20 protein-coding genes, 4 tRNA genes and 1 pseudogene are annotated in these 22896 nt (G+C 59.6%); 8 read left to right on the forward strand and 17 right to left on the reverse strand.

The annotated features are described in order from the left end of the window. Nucleotides 1-81: 81 nt before the first annotated feature. Nucleotides 82-981 carry a LysR substrate-binding domain-containing protein gene (locus ACIOVD_RS06020; protein WP_401126636.1) on the reverse strand — a complete coding sequence of 300 codons (900 nt, stop codon included), beginning with the start codon at nt 979-981 and terminating at the stop codon, nt 82-84. 125 nt (nt 982-1106) lie between these two features. Here ACIOVD_RS06020 and ACIOVD_RS06025 point away from each other — a divergent pair, with 125 nt between their 5' ends. Continuing rightward, nucleotides 1107-2312 (forward strand): MFS transporter, encoded by a 1206-nt coding sequence (locus tag ACIOVD_RS06025; protein ID WP_401126638.1) that lies wholly within the window; start codon nt 1107-1109, stop codon nt 2310-2312. A 70-nt stretch (nt 2313-2382) separates the two neighbouring features. Here the strand turns inward: ACIOVD_RS06025 and ACIOVD_RS06030 are convergent, their stop codons facing one another. The 10 genes and pseudogenes from ACIOVD_RS06030 to ACIOVD_RS06075 all read right to left on the reverse strand — a co-directional run bounded on the left by ACIOVD_RS06030 (nt 2383) and on the right by ACIOVD_RS06075 (nt 11792). Then, complete coding sequence (locus ACIOVD_RS06030) at nt 2383-4242, reverse strand: SurA N-terminal domain-containing protein (protein WP_401126641.1); 1860 nt, start codon at nt 4240-4242, stop codon at nt 2383-2385. A gap of 231 nt (nt 4243-4473) precedes the next feature. Continuing rightward, a complete protein-coding gene (locus tag ACIOVD_RS06035) occupies nt 4474-4746 on the reverse strand; it encodes an HU family DNA-binding protein (RefSeq protein ID WP_002552737.1) in 273 nt (90 codons plus the stop codon). A gap of 147 nt (nt 4747-4893) precedes the next feature. Beyond that, nucleotides 4894-7290 (reverse strand): endopeptidase La, encoded by a 2397-nt coding sequence (gene lon, locus ACIOVD_RS06040; RefSeq protein ID WP_095167799.1) that lies wholly within the window; start codon nt 7288-7290, stop codon nt 4894-4896. Between the two features lie 182 nt (nt 7291-7472). Further along, a pseudogene (clpX, locus tag ACIOVD_RS06045) lies at nt 7473-8756 on the reverse strand (ATP-dependent Clp protease ATP-binding subunit ClpX). Between the two features lie 113 nt (nt 8757-8869). Then, nucleotides 8870-9505, reverse strand: coding sequence for an ATP-dependent Clp endopeptidase proteolytic subunit ClpP (gene clpP / locus ACIOVD_RS06050; RefSeq protein ID WP_095167796.1), 636 nt, complete (start codon nt 9503-9505; stop codon nt 8870-8872). Nucleotides 9506-9596: 91 nt separating this feature from the next. Further along, a complete protein-coding gene (gene tig, locus ACIOVD_RS06055) occupies nt 9597-10907 on the reverse strand; it encodes a trigger factor (RefSeq protein WP_095167793.1) in 1311 nt (436 codons plus the stop codon). Between the two features lie 404 nt (nt 10908-11311). Then, nucleotides 11312-11387 (reverse strand) — tRNA-His (locus tag ACIOVD_RS06060). A gap of 78 nt (nt 11388-11465) precedes the next feature. Continuing rightward, nucleotides 11466-11550 (reverse strand) — tRNA-Leu (locus ACIOVD_RS06065). Nucleotides 11551-11607: 57 nt separating this feature from the next. After that, nucleotides 11608-11683 (reverse strand) — tRNA-His (locus tag ACIOVD_RS06070). A 32-nt stretch (nt 11684-11715) separates the two neighbouring features. Continuing rightward, a tRNA-Arg gene (locus ACIOVD_RS06075) sits at nt 11716-11792 on the reverse strand. A 276-nt stretch (nt 11793-12068) separates the two neighbouring features. Between ACIOVD_RS06075 and folD the strand changes: the two genes are divergently transcribed. Both folD and pbpG read left to right on the forward strand, forming a co-directional pair. After that, nucleotides 12069-12923: a bifunctional methylenetetrahydrofolate dehydrogenase/methenyltetrahydrofolate cyclohydrolase FolD gene (gene folD, locus ACIOVD_RS06080; protein WP_095167791.1), complete on the forward strand. Its 855-nt coding sequence runs from the start codon at nt 12069-12071 to the stop codon at nt 12921-12923. Between the two features lie 238 nt (nt 12924-13161). Continuing rightward, entirely contained in the window at nt 13162-14100 is a 939-nt protein-coding gene (gene pbpG, locus ACIOVD_RS06085; RefSeq protein WP_095167790.1) for a D-alanyl-D-alanine endopeptidase, read from the forward strand. A gap of 39 nt (nt 14101-14139) precedes the next feature. Here the strand turns inward: pbpG and ACIOVD_RS06090 are convergent, their stop codons facing one another. Then, nucleotides 14140-14817, reverse strand: a complete 678-nt coding sequence (locus ACIOVD_RS06090) for a hypothetical protein (RefSeq protein WP_095167788.1) — start codon at nt 14815-14817, stop codon at nt 14140-14142. Nucleotides 14818-14992: 175 nt separating this feature from the next. Here ACIOVD_RS06090 and ACIOVD_RS06095 point away from each other — a divergent pair, with 175 nt between their 5' ends. Then, on the forward strand, nt 14993-15196 hold the full coding sequence (locus ACIOVD_RS06095; RefSeq protein WP_095167786.1) for a hypothetical protein: 204 nt from the start codon (nt 14993-14995) through the stop codon (nt 15194-15196). A 71-nt stretch (nt 15197-15267) separates the two neighbouring features. On the opposite strand, the gene ACIOVD_RS06100 is transcribed toward ACIOVD_RS06095, so the two are convergent. Together ACIOVD_RS06100 and ACIOVD_RS06105 are read right to left on the reverse strand one after the other, a co-directional pair. Further along, on the reverse strand, nt 15268-16017 hold the full coding sequence (locus ACIOVD_RS06100) for a TerC family protein (RefSeq protein WP_159994587.1): 750 nt from the start codon (nt 16015-16017) through the stop codon (nt 15268-15270). A 29-nt stretch (nt 16018-16046) separates the two neighbouring features. Continuing rightward, nucleotides 16047-16298, reverse strand: coding sequence for a hypothetical protein (locus tag ACIOVD_RS06105; RefSeq protein WP_095167782.1), 252 nt, complete (start codon nt 16296-16298; stop codon nt 16047-16049). Between the two features lie 133 nt (nt 16299-16431). On the opposite strand from ACIOVD_RS06105, the gene nhaR reads away from it, so the two are divergent. Beyond that, the gene (nhaR, locus tag ACIOVD_RS06110; RefSeq protein WP_185818638.1) at nt 16432-17328 is read left to right on the forward strand and encodes a transcriptional activator NhaR; all 897 of its coding nucleotides are present in this window, start codon (nt 16432-16434) and stop codon (nt 17326-17328) included. A 4-nt stretch (nt 17329-17332) separates the two neighbouring features. On the opposite strand, the gene ACIOVD_RS06115 is transcribed toward nhaR, so the two are convergent. Next, nucleotides 17333-18487 carry an MFS transporter gene (locus tag ACIOVD_RS06115; protein ID WP_401126646.1) on the reverse strand — a complete coding sequence of 385 codons (1155 nt, stop codon included), beginning with the start codon at nt 18485-18487 and terminating at the stop codon, nt 17333-17335. A gap of 301 nt (nt 18488-18788) precedes the next feature. Between ACIOVD_RS06115 and sstT the strand changes: the two genes are divergently transcribed. After that, complete coding sequence (gene sstT / locus ACIOVD_RS06120; RefSeq protein WP_159994583.1) at nt 18789-20021, forward strand: serine/threonine transporter SstT; 1233 nt, start codon at nt 18789-18791, stop codon at nt 20019-20021. Nucleotides 20022-20086: 65 nt separating this feature from the next. Here the strand turns inward: sstT and ACIOVD_RS06125 are convergent, their stop codons facing one another. Beyond that, nucleotides 20087-20596 (reverse strand): DUF1993 family protein, encoded by a 510-nt coding sequence (locus ACIOVD_RS06125; protein ID WP_159994581.1) that lies wholly within the window; start codon nt 20594-20596, stop codon nt 20087-20089. A gap of 129 nt (nt 20597-20725) precedes the next feature. On the opposite strand from ACIOVD_RS06125, the gene ACIOVD_RS06130 reads away from it, so the two are divergent. Further along, nucleotides 20726-21373, forward strand: coding sequence for a YceH family protein (locus ACIOVD_RS06130; protein ID WP_095167773.1), 648 nt, complete (start codon nt 20726-20728; stop codon nt 21371-21373). 36 nt (nt 21374-21409) lie between these two features. Here the strand turns inward: ACIOVD_RS06130 and ACIOVD_RS06135 are convergent, their stop codons facing one another. Continuing rightward, nucleotides 21410-22228 (reverse strand): shikimate 5-dehydrogenase, encoded by an 819-nt coding sequence (locus ACIOVD_RS06135; protein ID WP_401126649.1) that lies wholly within the window; start codon nt 22226-22228, stop codon nt 21410-21412. A 245-nt stretch (nt 22229-22473) separates the two neighbouring features. Here ACIOVD_RS06135 and ACIOVD_RS06140 point away from each other — a divergent pair, with 245 nt between their 5' ends. After that, nucleotides 22474-22827: a hypothetical protein gene (locus ACIOVD_RS06140; protein ID WP_159994577.1), complete on the forward strand. Its 354-nt coding sequence runs from the start codon at nt 22474-22476 to the stop codon at nt 22825-22827. The last annotated feature ends 69 nt before the right edge of the window (nt 22828-22896 follow it).

Consider the following 22896-nt stretch of genomic DNA (forward strand, 5'->3'; position numbering starts at 1 on the left):
GAGGGAATCGGTACGGGGCGTATTGTGCAACAGTTCACCCCGTGACGGCGCATGGATTAGTGAGTTGCACACCTGACCCCTCTACTGACCATCGTTTAGCGGAAAAAGTCGCGCACCCAGGTGATCGATGAACACCCGGACCTTGGCGGCCGCATAACGGCTGGACGGCCAGAGGATCCAGAAAGTGCCCTGGTGCTCCAGGTGCGTGTCCAGCACGCGCACCAAACGCCCCTGCGCCACCGCCTCGCGCACCATGAAGTCCGGCAGGCAGGCAATCCCCAAGCCTTGCTGCACGACGTGGAACAAGGCTTCGATGGAGGTGCTGATGAAGCGGGTGATCAATACCGGGTCGCTGCCATCCTCCTCGCCGTGCAACGGCCAGGGTTCGAGTTTGCCGCTGGCATGAAAGGTATGGCGCAGGCAGCCATGGGTCGCCAGGTCCTGGGGCACATGCGGGGTGCCATGCTCGGCAAAGTATTCCGGCGTACCGACCAGCACCTGGCGAAACCGCCCCAGGGCCCGGGCCATCAGGCGTGAATCCTTGGGGTTGCCGGTGCGCACCACCGCGTCGAAGCCCTCCTCGACCACGTCCACCATGCGGTCCGTGAGGTCGATGTCGAGTTCGATCTCGGGGTAGCGCTGCATGAATTCGGTAAGCACCGGCATCACCAGGCTGTGCACCTGGGGCACGCTGATACGGAGCTTGCCCTTCGGCGCGCTGGCGGCGCTGCACAACTCGAACTCGGCCGCCTCGACTTCCGCCAGGATGCGCCGGCAGCGCTCCAGGTACAACGCGCCTTCGGCGGTCAGGGTGATGCTGCGGGTGCTGCGATGAAACAGGCGTACCGTCAGCCGCTCTTCGAGGCGGGCGATGCTTTTGCCCACCGCCGATGACGAAATCCCCAGTACCCGCCCCGCTTCAGTGAAGCTGCGAACATCGGCGACCTGCACAAACACCGAGATACTGCCCAGGCTATCCATTCTTCCATTCCCCCATTGCGGACATCCAGGTCCGATAAGTTCGGAACCTTAGCCTGTTTTTCCAGAGCGTGCAGCGCACTACCCTTGGCGCCATCTACACACCCTCTGAAACGGACCTCATGCCCATGAACGAACCCGAACTGCTCGCGTCCTTGCCCTCGGTGGCGCCGGAGCGCGCCGAACGCCTGCCCTTAGGGGGATTGCTGGCGCTGGCCATCGCCGGCTTCATCACCGTGATGACCGAAGCCCTGCCCGCTGGTCTACTGCTGCCCATGAGCGAGGGCCTGAATGTCTCGCACGGACTGATCGGACAACTGGTCACGCTGTATGCCGTGGGTTCGTTGCTGGCAGCCATTCCGCTGGTGATCGCCACACGCGGCTGGCGCCGCCGTCCGTTGCTGCTGATCGCCATTGCCGGGTTCAGCATCGTCAACAGCGTCACCGCCCTGTCCGAAAGTTACGGGTTGACCCTGGTAGCGCGCTTTTTTGCCGGGGTCTTCGCCGGGTTGCTCTGGGCGCTGCTGGCCGGTTACGCCAGCCGCATGGTGGCGCCTCACCTGCAGGGACGGGCAATCGCCGTGGCCATGTTGGGGGCACCACTGGCCCTGTCCCTAGGCGTTCCAGCGGGCACCTATGTGGGAAATATGCTGGGTTGGCGCACGAGCTTCGCCCTGATCAGTGTCATCACCGTGGCGCTGATCGCCTGGGTCCGCTGGCAAGTCCCGGACTTCCCCGGACAAAGCGCCGACAAGCGCCTGCCGCTCCGCCAGGTCATCGCCCTGCCCGGCTTGAAGGCGGTGCTGTTCGTGACCTTGGCCTACGTGCTGGCCCACACGATCCTGTACACCTACATTGCGCCATTCCTCGAGCCCGCCGGCCTCACCGGGCAAACTGATCAGGTGCTGCTGGTGTTTGGCCTCGCGGCGCTCTTGAGTATCTGGATCGCCGGCCTGCTGATCGACCGCTGGCTGCGCCCCCTGATGCTGCTCAGTTGCTTGCTGTTTATCGTGGCGGCGCTGCTGATGGCGACGGCCAGCGAGTCGGCGCCGCTGATCTATGCCGCGGTGGCCATCTGGGGCCTGGGCTTTGGCGCTCTGGGCACCCTGCTGCAAACCGCCCTGGCGAAAGCGTCCGGCGACTCGGCGGATACCGCACAGTCGATGCTGGTGACCATGTGGAACCTGGGCATGGCCGGTGGTGGCCTGGCCGGCGGCGTGGTGCTCGAGCGCCTGGGCGCCGTGACATTCCCCTGGGTGGTCAGCGCCTTGCTGCTGTTGTGCCTGCTGGTGGTTTTCAACGCCCGCCAGCATGGGTTTCCCGCCCGGAGCTGATTGACGGCCAACAAAAACCCCGGCCTGGTGGCCGGGGTTTTTGTTTGCAGCTTTACGCGTCAGTCAGGCATCAGTAACGCTTGACGTCGGCCTCGCTTTCCAACTGCTTGCGGTAGGCGGCAAAGTCTTGCTGGCCGACGCGGGACGCGAGGAAGCGGCGATACTCAGCCTTCTCCTCGTCAGTAGGCGCAGCAGCTTCGTTCACCCCATTGAGGCGCACGATCACCAGGCTGCCATCAGCCAGGGTCACGCTGTCGAAGCTCGGCTTGTCCTTGGCAGCAGGCTTGGGCATGCGGAACAAGGCTTGTAGCACAGCAGGTTCGATACCTTCCTGACCACGGGTGGCCGCTTCGGTGACTTTCCAGCCCAGGCTGTCAATCGCGGTCTTGCCGTCGCGCAGGCCGGTAACCAGCTCCTCGGCCTTGGTCTTGGCCGCAGCACTGGCGTGCTCCTTGACCAATTGCGCACGAATCACGGTATCAACGCTGGCCAGAGGCATTTGCTCAGGTTTGCGATGCTCTTTGGCGCGCAGCACGATCACGGTTTCCGGATCCAGTTCGATGGCGGTGCTGTTGGCACCCTCATCCAACACTTCTGGACTGAACGCTGCAGCGATCACGGCACGGTTGGCCGCAACGCCTTCGCCACCTTCACGGCCAAACGGCGCGGAAGTGTGTACGGTCAGCTTCAGATCAGCTGCTGGCTGGGCCAGGTCGGAGGCTTCGAACGAGGAGTCCTCCAGTTGCTTGGTCGCCTCGACGAACAGTTGTTCGACCTGTTGGGTTTTCAGGTCGCGCGTCAGCTTATCCTTGAGGCTGGCGAAGCTCGGGACTTGCGGCGCTTCAACACCCAGCAACTTGATCAGGTGGTAACCAAAGCTGGAGCGAACCGGCGCCGAGACCTGGTCTTTGTTCAACGCGTACAGCGCTGTTTCAAAGTCCGGGTCATAGACACCTGGGCCTGCGTAACCGAGGTCTCCGCCATTGGCAGCCGAACCCGGATCCTGGGAGAACTCTTTGGCCGCGGCCTCGAAGCTTTCACCCTTGGCCAGGCGCGCTTGCACCTCTTCAATCTTGGCCTTGGCTTGCGCCTCGGTCACCTTGTCGTTGACTTCGATCAGAATGTGCGCAGCCCGGCGTTGTTCGGCCAGGTTGGCGATTTCTTTCTGATACGCATCCTGCAGCGCTTCGTCTTTCACGGTGACCTGGTCGAAGAAGGACGACTTCTTCAATTCCAGATAGTCGATGACTACCTGATCAGGTGTCATGAATTCCTTGGCGTGCTCGTCGTAGTAAGCCTTGACCTCGGCATCGGTCAGCTTGACCGAGGCAGGATCAGCCTTGACGTTCAGGGTCGCGAAATCACGGGTCTGTTTTTCCAGACGGGCGAAGGCAAGCACTTGGGCATCGGTGACAAAACCGCTGCCTGCCAGGCCGGCACGCAATTGGCCGATCAGCATTTCCTGAGCCAGCATCTCGCGGAACTGCAGGCGGCTGTAGCCCAACTGACGAACCACCTGGTCAAAACGCTCGGCACTGAACTTGCCATCGACCTGGAATTCAGGTGTCAGCAGAATCACCTGGTCCAGAGCCGCTTCGGAGAAAGCGAACTTCGAATCATGGGCGCCTTGCAGCAACAGTTTGCGATCGATCAGGCCTTTGAGGGCCGATTCGCGCAGCATTTTTTCATCCAGCAAGGACGCGTCGAAGTCCTTGCCCAGCTGTTGCATGAGTTGGCGGCGTTGCATATCAACCGCCTGGCTCAGCTCGTTCTGGCTGATTTCTTCACCGTTGACCTTGGCCACTTCGTTTTTCGAACTGGAGACCTGGAAAATGGCATCGACACCGGTCAAGGCCATCAGTGCAACGATGACCCCGATAATAGTCTTGGCAATCCAGCCTTGTGAATTGTCCCTGATATTTTGCAGCATGCGTCCCCCAGAAACGGTTGAACTTCAAAATTAGGCAACCGTGGAGCGTGGGTAGAATCCGGATAGAAGAAAGGCGCATCCGAGGATGCGCCTTCTCGTAACTGGCGGAGCGGACGGGGCTCGAACCCGCGATCCCCGGCGTACCAGGCAATATTCCAATCGCCCGTACTACCGCCCCGCTGCCAGGTCAGGCATGACCCCGACCCGGATAGGCAAAAAACCGAGTGAGGCTTAGTTGACAGCTTCTTTCAGTGCTTTACCGGCTTTGAAGCCTGGCTTTTTGGCAGCAGCGATTTCCAGAGTCTTACCGGTCTGTGGGTTACGACCGATACGAGCTGGACGGTCAGTCACGGAGAAAGTACCGAAACCTACCAGAACTACAGAGTCGCCGGCCTTGAGGGCACCAGTGACGGATTCGATTACAGCGTCCAGCGCACGGCCAGCAGCAGCTTTCGGGATATCAGCGGATGCAGCGATAGCATCAATCAGTTCCGACTTGTTCACTCTAAGTCCCCTTATATCTATTTGAGATGATTCTAAGTTTTTTGGTGAAAGCAAAAACGAGTGCTGAATGGCCTACAGACACTTAAGAGCCGCTTTATATCAAGGGCTCTAAAAAACTGTCAAGGAAGCCCCCCAGGCTAATACGTACTAATGCGTGCTAATTCTTTCCTTAGAGTCAGACTCGCGTTTTTCATCCTTTGCAACTATCTCGGGAGCCACATCGGGCAAGGGCTCCGGCGCGTATTGCAGCGCAATTTGCAGGACCTCGTCAATCCATTTAACCGGTTTAATCTGAAGATCTTGCTTGATGTTGTCGGGAATTTCCTTCAGATCGCGTACGTTCTCTTCAGGAATGATCACCGTCTTGATCCCGCCGCGATGTGCCGCCAGCAGTTTTTCCTTCAGGCCACCGATGGCCAGGACCTGACCGCGCAGGGTGATTTCGCCGGTCATGGCGACATCCGCCCGTACCGGGATCCCGGTCAGTGCCGACACCAGTGCCGTGCACATGCCTACACCCGCACTAGGACCGTCTTTGGGCGTAGCCCCTTCCGGCATGTGGATGTGGGTGTCGCGCTTCTCATGGAAGTCCAGGGGGATCCCCAGGCTCTTGGCCCGACTGCGTACAACCGTCAGGGCTGCGGTGATCGATTCGACCATCACATCGCCCAGCGAACCGGTCTTGATCAATTGACCCTTGCCCGGGACCACGGCCGCTTCGATGGTCAGCAATTCACCGCCCACCTGGGTCCATGCCAGGCCCGTCACTTGGCCCACCTGGTCCTGCTGCTCAGCCAGGCCGTAGCGGAATTTGCGCACGCCCAGGAAGTGCTCGAGCATGTCGGCCGTAACCTTCACCGAGAAGCGTTTTTCCAACGCGTGCTCTTTGACAGTCTTGCGGCAGACCTTGGCAATCTGGCGCTCCAGCCCACGCACACCGGCTTCGCGGGTGTAGTAGCGGATGATGTCGCGGATCGCCTCGGCTTCAAATTCCAGCTCGCCCTTCTTCAGGCCGTTGGCCTGGATCTGCTTGGGCGAGAGGTATTTGACCGCAATGTTGATCTTCTCGTCTTCGGTGTAACCCGGCAGGCGGATCACTTCCATACGGTCGAGCAGCGCCGCGGGAATGTTCATCGAGTTCGAGGTGCACAGGAACATCACATCGGACAGGTCGTAGTCGACTTCCAGATAGTGATCGTTGAAATTGTGGTTCTGCTCGGGGTCGAGCACTTCCAGCAAGGCCGATGCCGGATCGCCTCGCATGTCGCTGCCCATCTTGTCGATTTCATCGAGCAGGAACAGCGGGTTGCGCACCCCTACTTTGGTCATCTTTTGAATCAATCTTCCTGGCATCGAACCGATGTAAGTACGGCGATGACCACGGATTTCCGCTTCGTCACGCACGCCACCCAGGGCCATACGGACAAATTTACGGTTGGTGGCGTGGGCAATCGACTCGGCCAGGGAAGTTTTACCGACCCCAGGAGGACCGACCAGACACAACACCGGACCACGAATTTTCTTCACGCGCTTTTGCACGGCGAGGTATTCGAGGATCCGCTCTTTGACTTCTTCCAGACCATAGTGGTCGGCGTCGAGAATGTCTTCGGCACGCGCCAGGTCCAGGCGGACCTTGCTCTGCGCCTTCCATGGCACCTGGACCAGCCAGTCGATGTAGGTGCGCACTACGGTCGCTTCGGCCGACATCGGCGACATTTGCTTGAGCTTGTTCAGCTCAGCCAGGGCCTTGGCCAGTGCATCTTTTGGCAGGCCGGCGGCATCGATGCGCTTTTTCAGCTCTTCGACTTCGTTGTGGCCTTCTTCGCTGTCGCCGAGCTCTTTCTGAATGGCCTTCATCTGCTCATTCAGGTAGTACTCGCGCTGACTGCGCTCCATTTGTTTCTTGACCCGGCCACGAATGCGTTTTTCGACTTGCAGCAGGTCGATTTCCGCATCCAGCAACGCCAGCACGTGTTCGACACGGGCCGACAGGTCGAGAATCTCGAGGATTTCCTGCTTCTGCTCGATTTTCAGCGCCATGTGCGCGGCCATGGTATCGACCAGGCGACCTGGCTCGTCGATGCTGTTGAGCGACGACAGGACTTCGGCAGGGACTTTCTTGCCCAGTTGAACGTACTGTTCGAACTGCGACAGCAAACTGCGAACGAACACTTCCGACTCGCGCTCTGGCGCGTCGACTTCGTCGATCAGGGAAACTTCGGCACGGCAGTGGCCGTCCACTTCAATGAAACGCTCGACAGCACCACGTTGCTCACCCTCGACCAGCACCTTGACGGTGCCATCAGGCAGCTTGAGCAATTGCAGCACGGTGGCGATGGTCCCGACGCGATACAGCGCGTCTTCTCCGGGATCGTCGTCGGCAGGGTTTCTCTGGGCCAGCAGCAGGATCTGCTTGTCGCCCGTCATCGCGGCCTCGAGGGCTTCGATAGATTTCTCGCGCCCCACGAACAGCGGGATAACCATGTGCGGATAAACCACGACATCACGCAATGGCAGGAGAGGCAATTCGATGGTTGTCTTCATGATTTCGCCTCTACGGCGGCCATAAGGCCGTAAACAGATGGAAGTAAGCTTGAAACCAAGATGGGGGCTGCCTTGCAAAAAAACAAGCTGATTAGCAGCGCTCGATAAAGATCGCAGCCGGCAACAGCCTGTACAAAAGCAAAGGGGCCCGAAGGCCCCTTCTTTATCCAGCAGTGCGACGCTTACGCGTCTGGCGCTGCCTTGGCAGCCGGCTCACTGTTTTCATAGATATACAGTGGCTTGGACTTGCCTTCTATAACGCTTTCATCGATCACTACTTTACTCACCTCGGACTGCGAGGGGATTTCGTACATAGTGTCGAGCAGTACACCTTCGAGGATCGAGCGCAATCCACGGGCACCGGTCTTGCGTTCCAGGGCACGTTTGGCGACCGATTTCAGGGCGTCGGAGCGGAACTCCAGATCAACGCCTTCCATCTCGAACAGCTTGGCATACTGTTTGGTCAGAGCATTTTTCGGCTCGGTGAGAATCTGCATCAAAGCAGCCTCGTCGAGCTCGTCCAGCGTCGCCAGCACCGGCAGACGGCCAACGAATTCCGGGATCAGACCGAACTTGACCAAATCGTCAGGCTCGACTTCACGCAGGGACTCACCCACCTTCTTGCCTTCTTCCTTGCTGCGAACTTCTGCGTTGAAACCGATGCCGCCCTTGGTGGAACGGTTTTGAATAACCTTTTCCAGACCGGAGAACGCACCACCGCAGATGAACAGGATGTTACGAGTGTCGACCTGCAGGAATTCCTGCTGCGGATGCTTGCGACCACCTTGTGGTGGAACGGAAGCGACCGTGCCTTCGATCAACTTGAGCAAGGCTTGCTGCACGCCTTCACCGGAAACATCCCGGGTGATGGACGGGTTGTCAGACTTGCGCGAAATCTTGTCGATTTCATCGATGTAGACGATGCCCATTTGAGCTTTCTCTACGTCGTAATCGCACTTCTGCAGCAACTTCTGAATGATGTTCTCGACATCTTCGCCTACGTAACCCGCCTCGGTGAGGGTGGTCGCGTCAGCGATGGTGAACGGTACATTCAGCAGACGAGCCAGGGTTTCGGCAAGCAGGGTTTTACCCGAGCCTGTCGGGCCGATCAGCAAGATGTTGCTCTTGCCGAGTTCGACGTCGTCATTCTTCTTGTCACGCTGGTTCAGGCGCTTGTAGTGGTTGTATACCGCTACGGCCAGAACCTTTTTCGCACGTTCTTGACCAATCACATATTGATCAAGGATGCCGCTGATTTCTTTAGGCGAAGGCAATTTATGCGCGCTGCTCTCGGCCTGGGCTTCCTGCACCTCCTCACGGATGATGTCATTGCACAGGTCGACTCACTCGTCGCAGATAAAGACCGAGGGGCCGGCAATCAATTTGCGCACTTCATGCTGGCTTTTGCCACAGAAGGAGCAATAGAGCAGCTTGCCGTTGTCCTCGCCGTTGCGGGTGTCAGTCATTCGTTCGATCCAAATCCGATAGGCTTGCAACACAAGATGAAGGCTATTGCGGGCTTTTTCAAGCCCGCCGGTGATCAGACCAGCCCACCAAGCCTATTTTGAGCTGCTTATTTTTAAGCTGGGCGCTGGGCGATCACTTCGTCGATCAGGCCGTACTCACGCGCGGCTTCTGCACTCATGAAGTTATCGCGGTTGGTGTCACGCTCGATTTCTTCCAGCGTGTGCCCGCTATGCTTGGCCATCAGCGTATTGAGACGCTCACGGATGAAGAGGATTTCCTTGGCATGGATTTCGATATCCGAGGCCTGGCCCTGGAAACCACCCAGTGGCTGGTGAATCATCACACGCGAGTTCGGCAGGCAATAACGCTTGCCGGCAGCACCGGCCGTCAGCAGGAATGCACCCATGCTGCACGCTTGACCGATACAGGTAGTCGACACGTTTGGCTTGATGAACTGCATGGTGTCGTAGATCGACATGCCCGCTGTCACCGAACCGCCCGGGGAGTTGATATAGAGATGGATGTCCTTGTCCGGGTTTTCCGCTTCAAGGAACAGCAGCTGCGCACAGATCAGGTTGGCCATGTAGTCCTCTACCGGACCAACCAGAAAAATCACCCGCTCCTTGAGGAGGCGCGAGTAGATGTCATAGGCGCGTTCGCCACGAGCAGACTGCTCGACAACCATCGGGACCAGGCCGCCTGCGGCCTGGATATCAGAGTTCTGCTGAATATACGAATTACGGAACATGCTCTGCAGTCACTCCCAAATAGTTATGTCTTGAATACGCATAAGCCAGCTCGAAGGCTGGCTTATGTGTGTGCTTCTAACGCAAAAACAATCAGTCGGCTTGTGGAGCTTCTACCGGCTTGACCGCTTCTTCGTAAGAGACCGATTTGTCGGTCACGCTAGCTTTCTGCAGAACAGTATCCACAACTTGCTCTTCCAGCACAACCGAACGAACTTCGTTCAGCTGCTCGTCGTTTTTGTAGTACCAGGACACTACTGCTTCTGGCTCCTGGTAGGCCGAAGCCATTTCCTGGATCAGTTCACGTACGCGGTTTTCGTCAGGCTTGAGGTCGAATTGCTTGACCACTTCAGCCACGACCAGACCCAGCACAACGCGACGCTTGGCTTGTTCTTCGAACAGCTCGGCAGGCAGTTGATCAGGCTTGATGTTGCCACCGAACTGCTGAACAGCCTGCACGCGCAGACGGTTCACTTCGTTCTCCAGCAGGGCCTTAGGCACTTCGATCGGGTTGGCGGCCAGCAGACCGTCCATTACCTGATTCTTGACCTTGGATTTGATCGCCTGACGCAGCTCGCGCTCCATGTTCTTACGAACTTCGGCGCGGAAACCGTCGATGCCAGACTCTTTGATACCGAACTGGGCGAAGAATTCTTCGGTCAATTCAGGCAGTTTCGGCTCGGAAACAGTGTTCACGGTCACGGTGAACTCGGCTGCTTTGTTAGCCAGGTCCAGGTTCTGGTAGTTTTCCGGGAAGGTCAGGTTCAGAACGCGCTCTTCGCCCGCCTTGGCGCCTACCAGGCCTTCTTCGAAGCCCGGGATCATGCGGCCAGAGCCCAGCACCAGCTGAGTACCCTTGGCGGAACCACCGGCAAACACTTCGCCGTCAACCTTGCCAACGAAATCGATGTTCAGTTGGTCATCGTTCTGGGCAGCGCGATCGACTGCTTCGTAACGCACGTTCTGCTTGCGCAGGATGTCCAGCATCTTGTCCAGATCAGCGTCCGCCACGTCAGCGCTCAAGCGCTCGACTGCGATGGATTCGAAACCGGCAACGGTGAACTCAGGGAACACTTCGAACACAGCAACGTATTCCAGGTCCTTGCCAGCTTCGAGCGATTTTGGCTCGATCGATGGCGAACCTGCCGGGTTCAGCTTCTGCTCAACCACAGCTTCGTAGAAGGAGGACTGGATCACGTCGCCTACAGCTTCCTGGCGAGCATCAGCACCGAAACGGCGCTTGATTTCGCTCATTGGCACTTTGCCTGGACGGAAGCCAGCAATCTTGGCCTTTTGGGCAGTCTGCTGCAGACGCTTGTTGACCTGAGTCTCGATGCGCTCAGCCGGCACGGTGACGCTCATGCGGCGCTCAAGAGCAGAAGTATTTTCAACAGAAACTTGCATGGATATTCCTCGTTGCACAGACGTTAGCCGGCCGTTTCCGACCCCAGAATCAAGGGCATGCATTCTAGTGGGTCAAACTCAAGAAGTCACCCTACTGAGAACGGGTAAAAAAGCAGCAGGCAATTTATAAGGGCGGATACACCAAAGCACCTCGCCCCCATGGCAAATACAGCCAATCACGCCAGGGCTCTGCGCCAACCCTTCCTTTATATAGAAGAGGCGACTGGGCATGACCCCGACAGCCGATCCTGCGAGCAGGAACAGCGGGCAGCGCAGCATCATCGAGAAACACAAATACGACGAAACGCCCTGCCCCTACGGCCCAGTACCTGCAGCCGCTGAACTTTCTAGCCAGCAAAAACAAAAAAGGCGCCAGACTGTTAAATCTGGCGCCTTTCGAAATATGGGGTGGACGATGGGGATCGAACCCACGACAACGGGAGTCACAATCCCGTGCTCTACCAACTGAGCTACGCCCACCATATTGCGTAACAAAGAAGCCAAATCACTTCTTCGTTGAACCCCGCCCATGCCAACCGACATGAATGAAGCTTTATTTGGTGCGGATGAAGAGACTCGAACTCTTACGCCTCGCGGCGCTGGAACCTAAATCCAGTGTGTCTACCAATTCCACCACATCCGCGAGTTGAAGCCTTTAAAGCAAAGGCGCCAGACTGTTAATCGGGCGCCTTTCGAAATATGGGGTGGACGATGGGGATCGAACCCACGACAACGGGAGTCACAATCCCGTGCTCTACCAACTGAGCTACGCCCACCATATCGCGTTACTTGTGCCAAAGCTGCCTAATGGCGCACCCGGCAGGACTCGAACCTGCGACCATCCGCTTAGAAGGCGGATGCTCTATCCAGCTGAGCTACGGGCGCCTTATTAATCTGTACTCTTGGAGGACTACAAACTAAGTGCTTTCCAGCCTTGCAGAATGTTGATTCCGCTCGACCTTCCTAACCAGTGCTAGGCTGTGCCCGACAAGTGCGACGAATAGTATAGAGCCACCTACAGGTCGTCAAATGATTTTTGAGAAAAATTCATTTAATTAAAGGGCTTAGGGGAATTTGCAGACCAAGCGCCTTTGCCCTCACGTCCTGGCATGCGAGAATGCGCTCTCTTTTCTTCCCCCTCTCGATGGTTAATCACGCGCAATGACTGCACAACTAATCGACGGCAAATCGATCGCCGCCAGCCTGCGCCAGCAGATCGCCAAACGTGTTGCCGAGCGTCGCCAGCAAGGTCTGCGCACGCCAGGCCTCGCGGTGATCCTGGTCGGCAGCGATCCCGCCTCTCAGGTTTATGTCTCGCACAAGCGTAAAGACTGTGAAGAGGTCGGCTTCCTCTCCCAAGCCTACGACCTGCCCGCTGACACCACCCAGCAAGCCCTGACCGACCTGATCGACCGTCTCAATGAAGACCCGAACATCGACGGCGTGCTGCTGCAACTGCCCCTGCCGGAACACTTGGACGCCTCCAAACTGCTGGAGCGCATTCGCCCGGACAAAGACGTCGACGGTTTCCACCCTTATAACGTCGGCCGCCTGGCCCAGCGCATCCCCCTGCTGCGCCCGTGCACCCCTAAAGGCATCATGACCCTGCTGGAAAGCACCGGGGCCGATCTCTACGGGATGGACGCGGTGATTGTCGGCGCATCCAACATTGTCGGTCGCCCGATGGCGATGGAACTGCTGCTGGCCGGCTGCACCGTGACCGTGACCCACCGCTTCACCAAGGACCTGGCCGGCCACGTCGGCCGCGCCGACCTGGTGGTAGTGGCCGCCGGCAAGCCGGGCCTGGTCAAGGGCGAGTGGATCAAGGAAGGCGCGATCGTGATCGACGTCGGCATCAACCGCCAGGACGACGGCAAGCTGGTCGGCGACGTGATCTACGAAACCGCCCTGCCCCGCGCTGGCTGGATCACCCCGGTGCCAGGCGGCGTCGGCCCGATGACCCGTGCCTGCCTGCTGGAAAACACCCTGTATGCCGCGGAAACCCTGCACGGGTAACTCTCGGCTCGAGCTGGTGTTTCAAAATGCAAACCCCGTCCCTTGGCGGGGTTTGTCGTTTCTGGGCACCGCCAGCGGCTACTCGTCGAAAAGCCCTGTTTTTTACTCGAAAACAAGGGCTTTGCGCTGCCCAGCGAAGAACATTCGACAGTTCCTCAGCTACGCTCATAAAATGTAACGTTTTTCTGGAAAAAGCCCGTTGCACAACGGCATACCCACATTTATCGAGTCCACTCGCGTGAAAATCCGTCTTTCTATCCTGAGTCTCTTTTTGGCATTTTCAGGCACCGTCTTGACGCCGAGCGTCAACGCGGCAGAAACCACCGCAGTACCTCGCGACACCTCGAAACTGCATATTGCCTCCGGCAGCGCGATGCTGATCGACCTGCAGACCAACAAGCTGATCTACGCCAGCAACCCGGACGTGGTGGTACCCATCGCCTCGGTCACCAAGTTGATGACCGGCCTGGTGGTGCTGGAAGCCAAACAGAACATGGAGGAATACATTTCCGTGTCGATCAGCGACACCCCGGAAATGAAAGGCGTGTTCTCGCGGGTCAAGATTGGTAGTGAGCTGCCACGCAGGGAAATGCTGCTGATTACCCTGATGTCCTCGGAAAACCGCGCCGCCGCGAGCCTGGCTCACCACTACCCGGGCGGCTACGTGGCCTTTATCGCAGCCATGAACGCCAAGGCCAAGGCGCTGGGCATGACCAGCACCCACTATGTCGAGCCCACCGGCCTGTCGACCAGCAACGTCTCCACCGCCCGCGACCTGAGCAAACTGGTGCAGGCGGCACGCAAGTACCCACTACTGAGCGAACTGAGCACCACCAAGGAAAAAACCGTGGCGTTCCGCAAGCCCAACTACACCCTGGGCTTTCACAACACCGATCACCTGGTGCGCAAGGATAATTGGGACATCCAGCTGACCAAGACCGGGTTTACCAACCAGGCCGGCCATTGCCTGGTACTGATTACCCGAATGGGTGGTCGCCCGGTTTCGCTGGTGATCCTCGATGCCTTCGGCAAGTACACGCACTTCGCCGACGCCAGCCGGATCCGCCAATGGGTCGAAACCGGCAAGAGCAGCACGGTACCGGCAGTGGCCTTGCAGTACAAAGCCGACAAGAACCTCAAGAGCCGCCAGAGCGGTGTGGCACAAACGGCGGATTGATCCGCCCCACAGTAAAACGGCGCCCAAGGGCGCCGTTTTTCATTTCTGGCTATTCAATGCCTGGGTCGCCTGGGCGGCCGCCTCTTCGCGCCCTGCCTGGCTTAGCTCATTGGCCGCCTGCAGCCAGCGCTGGCGATCAACCTTGGCCGGTATCTGCGTCGGTGCCTGTACCAGCACCGCCCAGCCACCTGCACTTTGGAAAGCCGACTCAAAGGACTTGAAGTCCATCAACAGGCGCTTTTCCAGGCCCGAGCGCAGCAACACCGTTTGTTTCTGTTGGTTGTAGCCGGCAAGCAAGGCATACCTCGGCTCTTTCCAGAATGCCGAACCCTCGGTGTAGCGCAGCCACACCGGATAACCCGCGGCCACCTGGGTCAACAGTGCCGGCAGGTTGCTGTCCAGCGGATAGACCACCATCCCGTATTCACGGGCCAGTTTCTGCATATTGTGCTGCAACTGCGCCTCGGCGCCGGGCAATCGCAAGGGTTTTTCCAGCAATCCCGGGGTAATCGTCACGCCCTGCTGCGACAGCAGGCTGGCCAGGGTCTGCGGGCCGCCCTGATAGGCGTCGCCCCGATAGAAGCGGCCACTGAGCTCGACACGCTCGGGCAGGCGCTTGATTTCCGGCTGCACACTCCCGGCACACCCGGCCAGGCTCAAGACGCAGGCGGTAGCCAGCAAGGCAAAGCGAAATCGAGGAAGTACCGGCAACATCATCACTCACTTGTTCAGGTGCCAGGCGTCAGCGTCCCGGCTTCGCCCCTGATCATAGCAGCGGTATAGCCTTAAACGGCAGTCGGCTGCGGCTGATAGAGCAAACTGGTTGGTGACTCACGACCATTGGTCAATAGCCTGCAACATCACAGCGGCTAGACTGACACCTGCGAGAAGCATGTGCCCGATGCAGGGCAAAGAGGAGGCACTGATGAGCCTGATCACCACCGTTGCGCTGCTGATCATTGGCTGGCTAGCCGTAGCGGCGGCCATGCTGTGGGGCGTATTGCGCATAACCCGCCGGCATCACCACGCCTACCGTGCGCCGCAAACCCCGACGCCAGAGCACAAACCCGAGCAACCCCACGCCTCTGCCCATTGAGCGCCCCCCAGAAAACAAAACGGCCGCCTGCACCCTGGGTGCAGACGACCGTTGATTGTTGCCTTCAGACGTTACGCCTGTTGGGCCAGCTTCTTCTGCCGAGCTTTACGCGACAGCATGTTCAGCACCTCGATTGCCGCCGAGAACGCCATTGCCGCATAGACGTAGCCTTTTGGTACGTGGGCGCCAAAACCTTCGGCGATCAGGGTCATGCCGATCATGATCAGGAAGCCCAGGGCCAGCATTACCACGGTCGGGTTGTCATTGATGAACTTGGCCAGAGGCTCAGCCGCCAACAACATCACCAACACCGACACCAGCACCGCGATGATCATGATCGGCAAATGCTCGGTCATGCCGACGGCGGTGATGATGCTGTCGATAGAGAACACCAGGTCGAGCATCAGGATCTGGCCGATAGCCGCGGCAAACCCCAAGGTCACACCCGAGGTTTTCGACGTCGGATCATCCGGCGCCGGGTCCATGCTGTGGTGGATTTCCGTGGTGGCCTTCCACAACAGGAACAGGCCACCGGCGATCAGGATCATGTCTTTCCAGGAGAACGCGTGGCCTAGCACCTCGATCACCGGCGCAGTCAACTGCACGATGAAGGCGATGGTGCTCAACAGGCCCAGGCGCAGCACCAAGGCCATGCTGATACCGATCCGGCGCGCCTTGGCCCGATGTTGCTCGGGCAGTTTGTTGGTCAGGATCGAGATGAAGATCAGGTTATCGATGCCGAGCACGATTTCCATGACGATCAGGGTAGCCAGGGCGACCCAGGCAGTGGGGCTTGCAGCAAGTTGTAAAAGGTATTCCATGGGTCAGTCCTGACTCGGTGTTAAACGGATTAGATTTCCTGCGACGAACTTTGTTCTTTATCGCTATCGGCCGGGCTGTCTTTTTTGCCGATGATATTGCCGGTGGCATCGCTCAGCGCCTGTTCCGCCGCCTTGTGGGTCTCGTCGATCGCCAGCTTGGCCGACTCGGCCGCCTTGCCCATCAATTGCTGGGCACTTTTTTCAGCCTGGTCACAGCCCGTCAACAGCAGTGCGGAAACGGCCAGTACGGACGCTGCCGTCAGGGTCTTGAAGGTCTTCATGGTTTTCCTCGTTAGAACAGAGACGGCCGTAACAGCGGCCCGTCGATAGCGAGGCATTCTAAGGAGACTAACACTTCAGGAAAATTCGTATTTTTAGCGTCTATACTTCGGTTTTTACGAATCGGCGCTCGTCATGCTCAATTATCGGCAATTGCATTACTTCTGGGTCGTGGCCAAGACCGGCAGCATCGTGCGTGCGTGCGAGCAGCTGAACCTCACGCCACAGACCATCAGCGGCCAGATCAGCCTGCTCGAACAGACCTATGGCATCGAGCTGTTTCGCCGGGTCGGGCGTCAACTGGAGTTGACCGAGGCCGGCCGCCAGGCCCTGCCCTACGCCGAGCAGATGTTTCAGTTGGGGGGTGAACTGGAAGCCCTGCTACGGGCCCAGCCCAATGAACAGCAGATCGTGTTTCGAGTCGGCGTCGCGGACGTAGTGCCCAAGTCCATCGTCTATCGCCTGATCGCGCCCACCATGGAGTTGACCGAGCCGCTGCGCATCACTTGCCGTGAGGACAAGCTGGAGCGTCTGCTGGCCGACCTGGCGATCCAGCGCCTGGACCTGGTGATTTCCGACAGCCCCATGCCCTCGCACCTGGACATCAAGGGCTACAGCCAGAAACTCGGTGAATGTGGCATCAGTTTTTTTGCCACCCAGGAGCTGGCGCAACGCTACGGCAGCGACTTCCCCCATTGCCTGCACGGCGCCCCGCTGCTGATTCCCGGCCAGGAAACCGTGGTGCGCAGCCGTTTGCAACGCTGGTTCGCCGAGCAGAAAATCCAGCCGCGGATTGTCGGCGAGTTTGATGACAGCGCCCTGATGCAGGCGTTTGGCCAATCCGGCAGCGGGATTTTTATCGGCCCCAGCGTGATCGCCGATGAGGTCAGGCGCCAGTATGGCGTGCAGTTGATCGGCCAGACCGACGCGGTGACGGAGTCGTTTTACGCCATTTCAGTGGAGCGCAAGGTCAAGCACCCGGGCATCGTCGCCATCACCGAAGGGGGGCGCGAGCTGTTCACCAGCCTCTAGGGCTTCAGGCGCAGGCCACCGGCGCCTTGAACTTCATCAGCAGCAGGGCCAGCACGATCGACAGCGCAATGAACCCGGCCGCGGCAAAGCCCAGGCTACCCAGGCCCAGAGTGTCGATCACCCGCCCGCCCACCAGCGCACCCAGGCCGATCCCCAGGTTGGCCCCGGCGATGTTCAGTGACGCAGCGAAGGCTGGGGCCTGGGGTGCGGCCTTCATCAGGCGCACATGGCTAACCAGGAACAACGCCGCCTGGGTCACGCCCCACACGCCCATCGCCGCCGCCAGCCCGAGTGTCGAGTGGATACTCGGCACCAGCGCCACCATGCCGCCGATCATGAAGCCACAAAACACCATGGACGCGATCAACGGATGGCGGTCGACCATGCGCCCACCCAGCGAATTGCCGATCAGGCCGACTGCACCGAAGCCCATCAAGCACCAGCCCACCAGCGTGCCGTTGAAGCCGGCCAGGCGCTCAAGAATATCCGCCAGGTAGGTGTAGGCAGTGAACATGCCGCTGAACACCAGGATCGACAACAGCACATGGCCTTGCATCAACGGGCTGCGCAGGATCTTGAACTGCGCGCGCAAGCTCACCTGTTGCTGGTGCAGATCGGTGCGGGGCAAGTAGATAAACAGCAGCAAGGCCTTGGCGAAGGCAATCACCGCGAGGATAGCGAACGCACTGCGCCAGCCAAATGCATCCGAGATCAGCGTGCCCACGGGGATGCCGAACACCGTGGCGCAGACGATCCCGAAGCCGATCTTGGCAATCGCCCGGCCGGCGTACTGCGGCCCGACAATGTCCACCGCCGTTTCGCTGGCCAGCGCCCAGAACACCGGCAACCCCAGGGCCGGTATCAGCCGTGCCAGGGCCATCACCCCGATGTTGGGTGCCAAGGCCGCCAGGGTGTTGGCCAGGCCGAACAGAATCAGCACGCTGATAAACAGTCGACGACGCTCGAACCGCGCGCAGTACGCGGTCAGGAACGGACCAAAGGCGGCGACGGTAAATGCGAACAGGGTCACCAGCAGCCCCGCCTGGGACACACTGACCTCAAGGTCGCGGGCAATCGAGGGCAACAGCCCGACAATGACAAATTCCGTGGTCAGCACGGTAAATCCGGCGGCTGACAACAGCAGGATGGGCAACAGCATGGAAAACTCCAGAAAACGACAACGCCAGCGATAGCCCGGAGGCTCACTGCACAGAGATGAAAAAAAGGATGGCGAATCTTAACAGAATGCGTTCCCGTACCGCAGCAACACGTGCAGAACCGCCTTCCAGGCGGGCGTCAGATCGTCACAGGTCTGCGGGATACGGCCTACGCTGTGCTAAAGTCCGCGCCCGCGAAAGACTGGACAGTTCGCGTTGCCTGCCGGTTCCGCCAGCCTGCCCGTTTGTTGCTGGCGGCCCCACATGGATTCACGGCACCCTAAAAAAATCAGAGATACCGCTATGACTGCTGCCCCGCCTACTCTTTTGCAAAGACTCAAACGCACCAGCCTGGTCACCCAGATTGTCATCGGCCTGATCGCCGGGATTGCCCTGGCCCTGCTTGCGCCTGATGCGGCGAAGTCCACCGCGTTCATCGGCAAGGTGTTTGTCTCGGCGCTCAAGGCCGTCGCCCCAATCCTGGTGTTCGTGCTGGTCATGGCTTCGATTGCCAACCACAAGCACGGCCAGGAAACCCACATCCGCCCGATCCTCTTCCTCTACCTGCTGGGCACCTTTGCCGCGGCCGTGGTTGCGGTGGTGGCCAGCACCCTGTTCCCGTCGAACCTGGTACTGGCGACCCATGATGTGGCGATCACCGCCCCCGGCGGGATCACCGAGGTCCTGCAAAGCCTGCTGCTGAGCGTGGTCGACAACCCGGTCAGCGCCCTGATGAACGCCAACTTCATCGGCATCCTGGCCTGGGCCATTGGCATGGGCGTCGCTATCCGCCACGCCGGCGAAACCACCCGCACCGTGCTGGGCGACCTGTCCAACGGGGTGACCCTGATCGTGCGCCTGGTGATCCGCTTTGCGCCGCTGGGGATTTTTGGCCTGGTGGCCTCGACCCTGGCCACCTCGGGCTTCGGCGCGCTGGTCGGCTACCTGCACCTGCTGGCCGTGCTGCTGGGTTGCATGCTGTTCGTGGCACTGGTGATGAACCCAGCCATCGTCTACTGGAAACTGCGCCGCAACCCTTACCCGCTGGTATTGACCTGCCTGCGCGAAAGCGGGATCACCGCCTTCTTTACCCGCAGCTCGGCGGCCAACATTCCGGTCAACCTGGAGTTGAGCAAGCGCCTGGGCCTGCATGAAGACACCTACTCGGTCTCCATCCCGCTGGGCGCCACCATCAACATGGCCGGCGCGGCAATCACCATCACCGTGCTGACCCTGGCGGCCGTACACACCCTGGGCATTGCCGTGGACATCCCCACCGCCATCCTGCTGAGCATTGTCGCGGCCATTTGCGCCTGTGGTGCCTCGGGTGTCGCCGGCGGCTCGCTGCTGCTGATTCCCCTGGCCTGCAGCCTGTTCGGCATCCCCAGCGAAATCGCCATGCAAGTGGTAGCGGTCGGTTTCATCATCGGTGTGTTGCAGGACTCGGCGGAAACCGCACTGAACTCCTCCACCGACGTGCTCTTCACCGCTGCGGCCTGTATGGCCGAGGAAACCAACAGCGAGCAGACCGTGTAAAATCCGCCTCAACAAAAAGCCCGCCCAGGTTCACACCGGGGCGGGCTTTTTTGTTGCGCTGGGGTTTAGAACGCGCCCATGTAATCGCGCTTGCCGACTTCCACACCGTTGTGACGCAGGATCGCGTAGGTGGTGGTGACATGGAAGAAGAACTGCGGCAGGCCGTAGGTCAGCAGGTAGGACTGGCCGCTGAAGCGCTTCTCTTTAGGCGTGCCTGGACGGGTAACGATCTCGATGCCTTCCTTGCCATCGATCTGCGCAGGCTGGATGCCGTCGATGAAGGCCAGGACCTTGGCGATCAACGCTTGCAGCTCGGCGAAGGTCACTTCGCTGTCGTCGTACTTCGGCAGCTCGACTTCAGCCAGGCGGGCCGAAACGCCCTTGGCGAAATCGACGGCGATCTGCACCTGACGCACCAGCGGGAACATGTCCGGGAACAGGCGCGCCTGCAGCAGGGCATTAGGGTCGATGTTCTTGGCCGTGGCATGGGCCTCGGCCTTGTTCAGCACATCGCTCAGGGCGTTGAGCATTTGCTTGAAGACCGGAACGGATGCAGCGTACAGAGAAATAGTCATGGCAGTCTCGCTGGAGAGTGGGGGCTGTGAAGGATGGCGCGATTATAGCCATGCCTGAGGCGCCGTGCGGCTTGTCTTTTACTGTGCAAGGATTAGGCTAGACGGCTTCGACTGCATAGGGAAAGCGCGATGAGCACAGAACAAGAGACCTCCACCGAAGACTTGCGCCTGAGCAGCACCGAGCTGCGCATCCTCGGTTGCTTGATCGAGAAGCAGGCCACCAGCCCGGAAACCTACCCGCTGACCCTCAATGCCGTGGTTATCGCCTGCAACCAGAAAACCAGCCGCGAACCGGTGATGAACCTGAGCCAGGGTCAGGTCGGGCAAAGCCTGCGCGCACTTGAAGGGCGCGGTTTTACCCGATTGGTGATGGGCAGCCGCGCCGATCGCTGGGAGCATCGCCTGGACAAGGCGCTGGAGTTGGTGCCGGCGCAGGTGATCCTGACCGGGCTGTTGTTTTTAAGAGGTCCGCAGACGGTCAACGAACTGCTGACCCGCAGCGGGCGCATGCACGACTTCGAAGATGCCGAGCAAGTCGTGCATCAACTGGAACGCCTGATCGCCCGTAACCTGGCGCTGCTCATCCCGCGCCAGGCGGGCCAGCGTGAAGACCGCTACATGCACGCCTTGGGCGACCCGGCGGATATCGAAGCGATCCTCGCAGCGCGCCAGAACCCGGTGGAGCGCGGCAGCGCCAGCGGTGTGTCACTGGAGCGCATTGAAGAGCTGGAAGCGCGAATTGCCGCGCTTGAAGAGCGCCTGGCCCGACTCGAGTAACCCTGCCGGGCCCGTCTACCCTGCCCCGCCGCCTGATCAGGCGCGGGCAAACGCCACCGCTTGCTGGAATTGCGCTTCGCTGGGGCGCACGCCGGTGTACAACACAAACTGCTCCAGCGCCTGGATGGCGATGACTTCAAGGCCGGTGATCACCTGCTTGCCAGCCGCCTGGGCCTGCACGATCAGCGGAGTTTGCGAGGGAATCGCCACCACATCGAAGACGATCTGCGCCTGATCGATCACCTCGGCCGGGAACGCCAGTTGCTCGACCTCGCTGCCACCGGCCATGCCAATGGGCGTGACGTTGATCAGCATCTGCGGGCGCTCCTCGCCCAGTTCCGCTTGCCAGCGATACCCCAGCGAGTCGGCCAGGGCGCGTCCGGCACTTGCATTGCGGGCCACGATCAGGCCGTTGCTGTAGCCGCCATCGCGCAGGGCACTGGCAACCGCCTTGGCCATGCCACCGCTGCCGCGCAAGGCGAAGCTTGAAGCCTGCGGCACGGCGTGGCTCTTGAGTAATTGCGCGATCGCGATGTAGTCGGTGTTGTAGGCCTTGAGATGACCGTTGGTGTTGACGATGGTGTTGATCGAGGCGATGGCCGCCGCCGATGCGTCCAGCTCATCGACCAGGGCGATGCAGGCTTCCTTGAACGGCATCGACACCCCACAACCGCGGATACCCAGGGCGCGAATCCCCGCCACCGCCCCCGGCAGGTCCTGGCTGCTGAACGCTTTGTAGTAGAAGTTCAGGCCCAGTTGCTCGTACAGATGGTTGTGGAAACGCAGGCCGAAATTTCCGGGGCGCCCCGACAACGACATGCACAGTTGGGTGTCTTTGTTCGGGTTCATCAGCATGTGGAACTCCTTCGCTAAGCACTTTCAGACCAACGGGATTAGCCAGCCCGCAAACGTTGATCAATCATGACAAGGTGCCCGGCCCTGTTGGCGTAGCCGGGTCCGGACGGCGCTACAGACCTTACACAAAATTTACCCAGGCGCCTCGTGAAATCGCCAAAAAACGCTGTCTGAGAGATATCCCCGCGACACTTGCTGGCTCTATCGCAGAACCAGGCGCCGGGGAGACACAACGAGGAACCATCATGCTCCGTAAACTCCCTGCAATTGCCTTGCTGATCGGAGCCTTCGCTGTCGCAGGACAGGCCCAGGCCCACGGTGGTGGTTACTACGGATGGGGTGCGCCGGCGGCAGTCGGCGCGGTTGTCGGTGCCGTGGTCGCAGGCTCGGTGATCGCCAACTCGCAACGCCCCGTGTATGTCCAGCAACCGGTCTACCTCCAGCCGCAACCGGTGTACATCCAGCAACCGCCGCCGGTCTACTACCAGCCGCAGCCGGTGTATGTGCAACAACCGGTCTACTACCGCCCGGCACCGGTGTACTACGGCCCGCCCCATGGTTATTACGGCCCACCCCGCTACTACGGTCCACGCTGGTAAGCGCTGGCCGATAAAAACCCCAGGCCTCGCATCGCTGCGGGGCCTGTTGCCGTTTTGCAGCCGATTGCA

Source organism: Pseudomonas sp. NPDC087626 (genome assembly GCF_044743405.1).
Taxonomy (GTDB): domain Bacteria; phylum Pseudomonadota; class Gammaproteobacteria; order Pseudomonadales; family Pseudomonadaceae; genus Aquipseudomonas.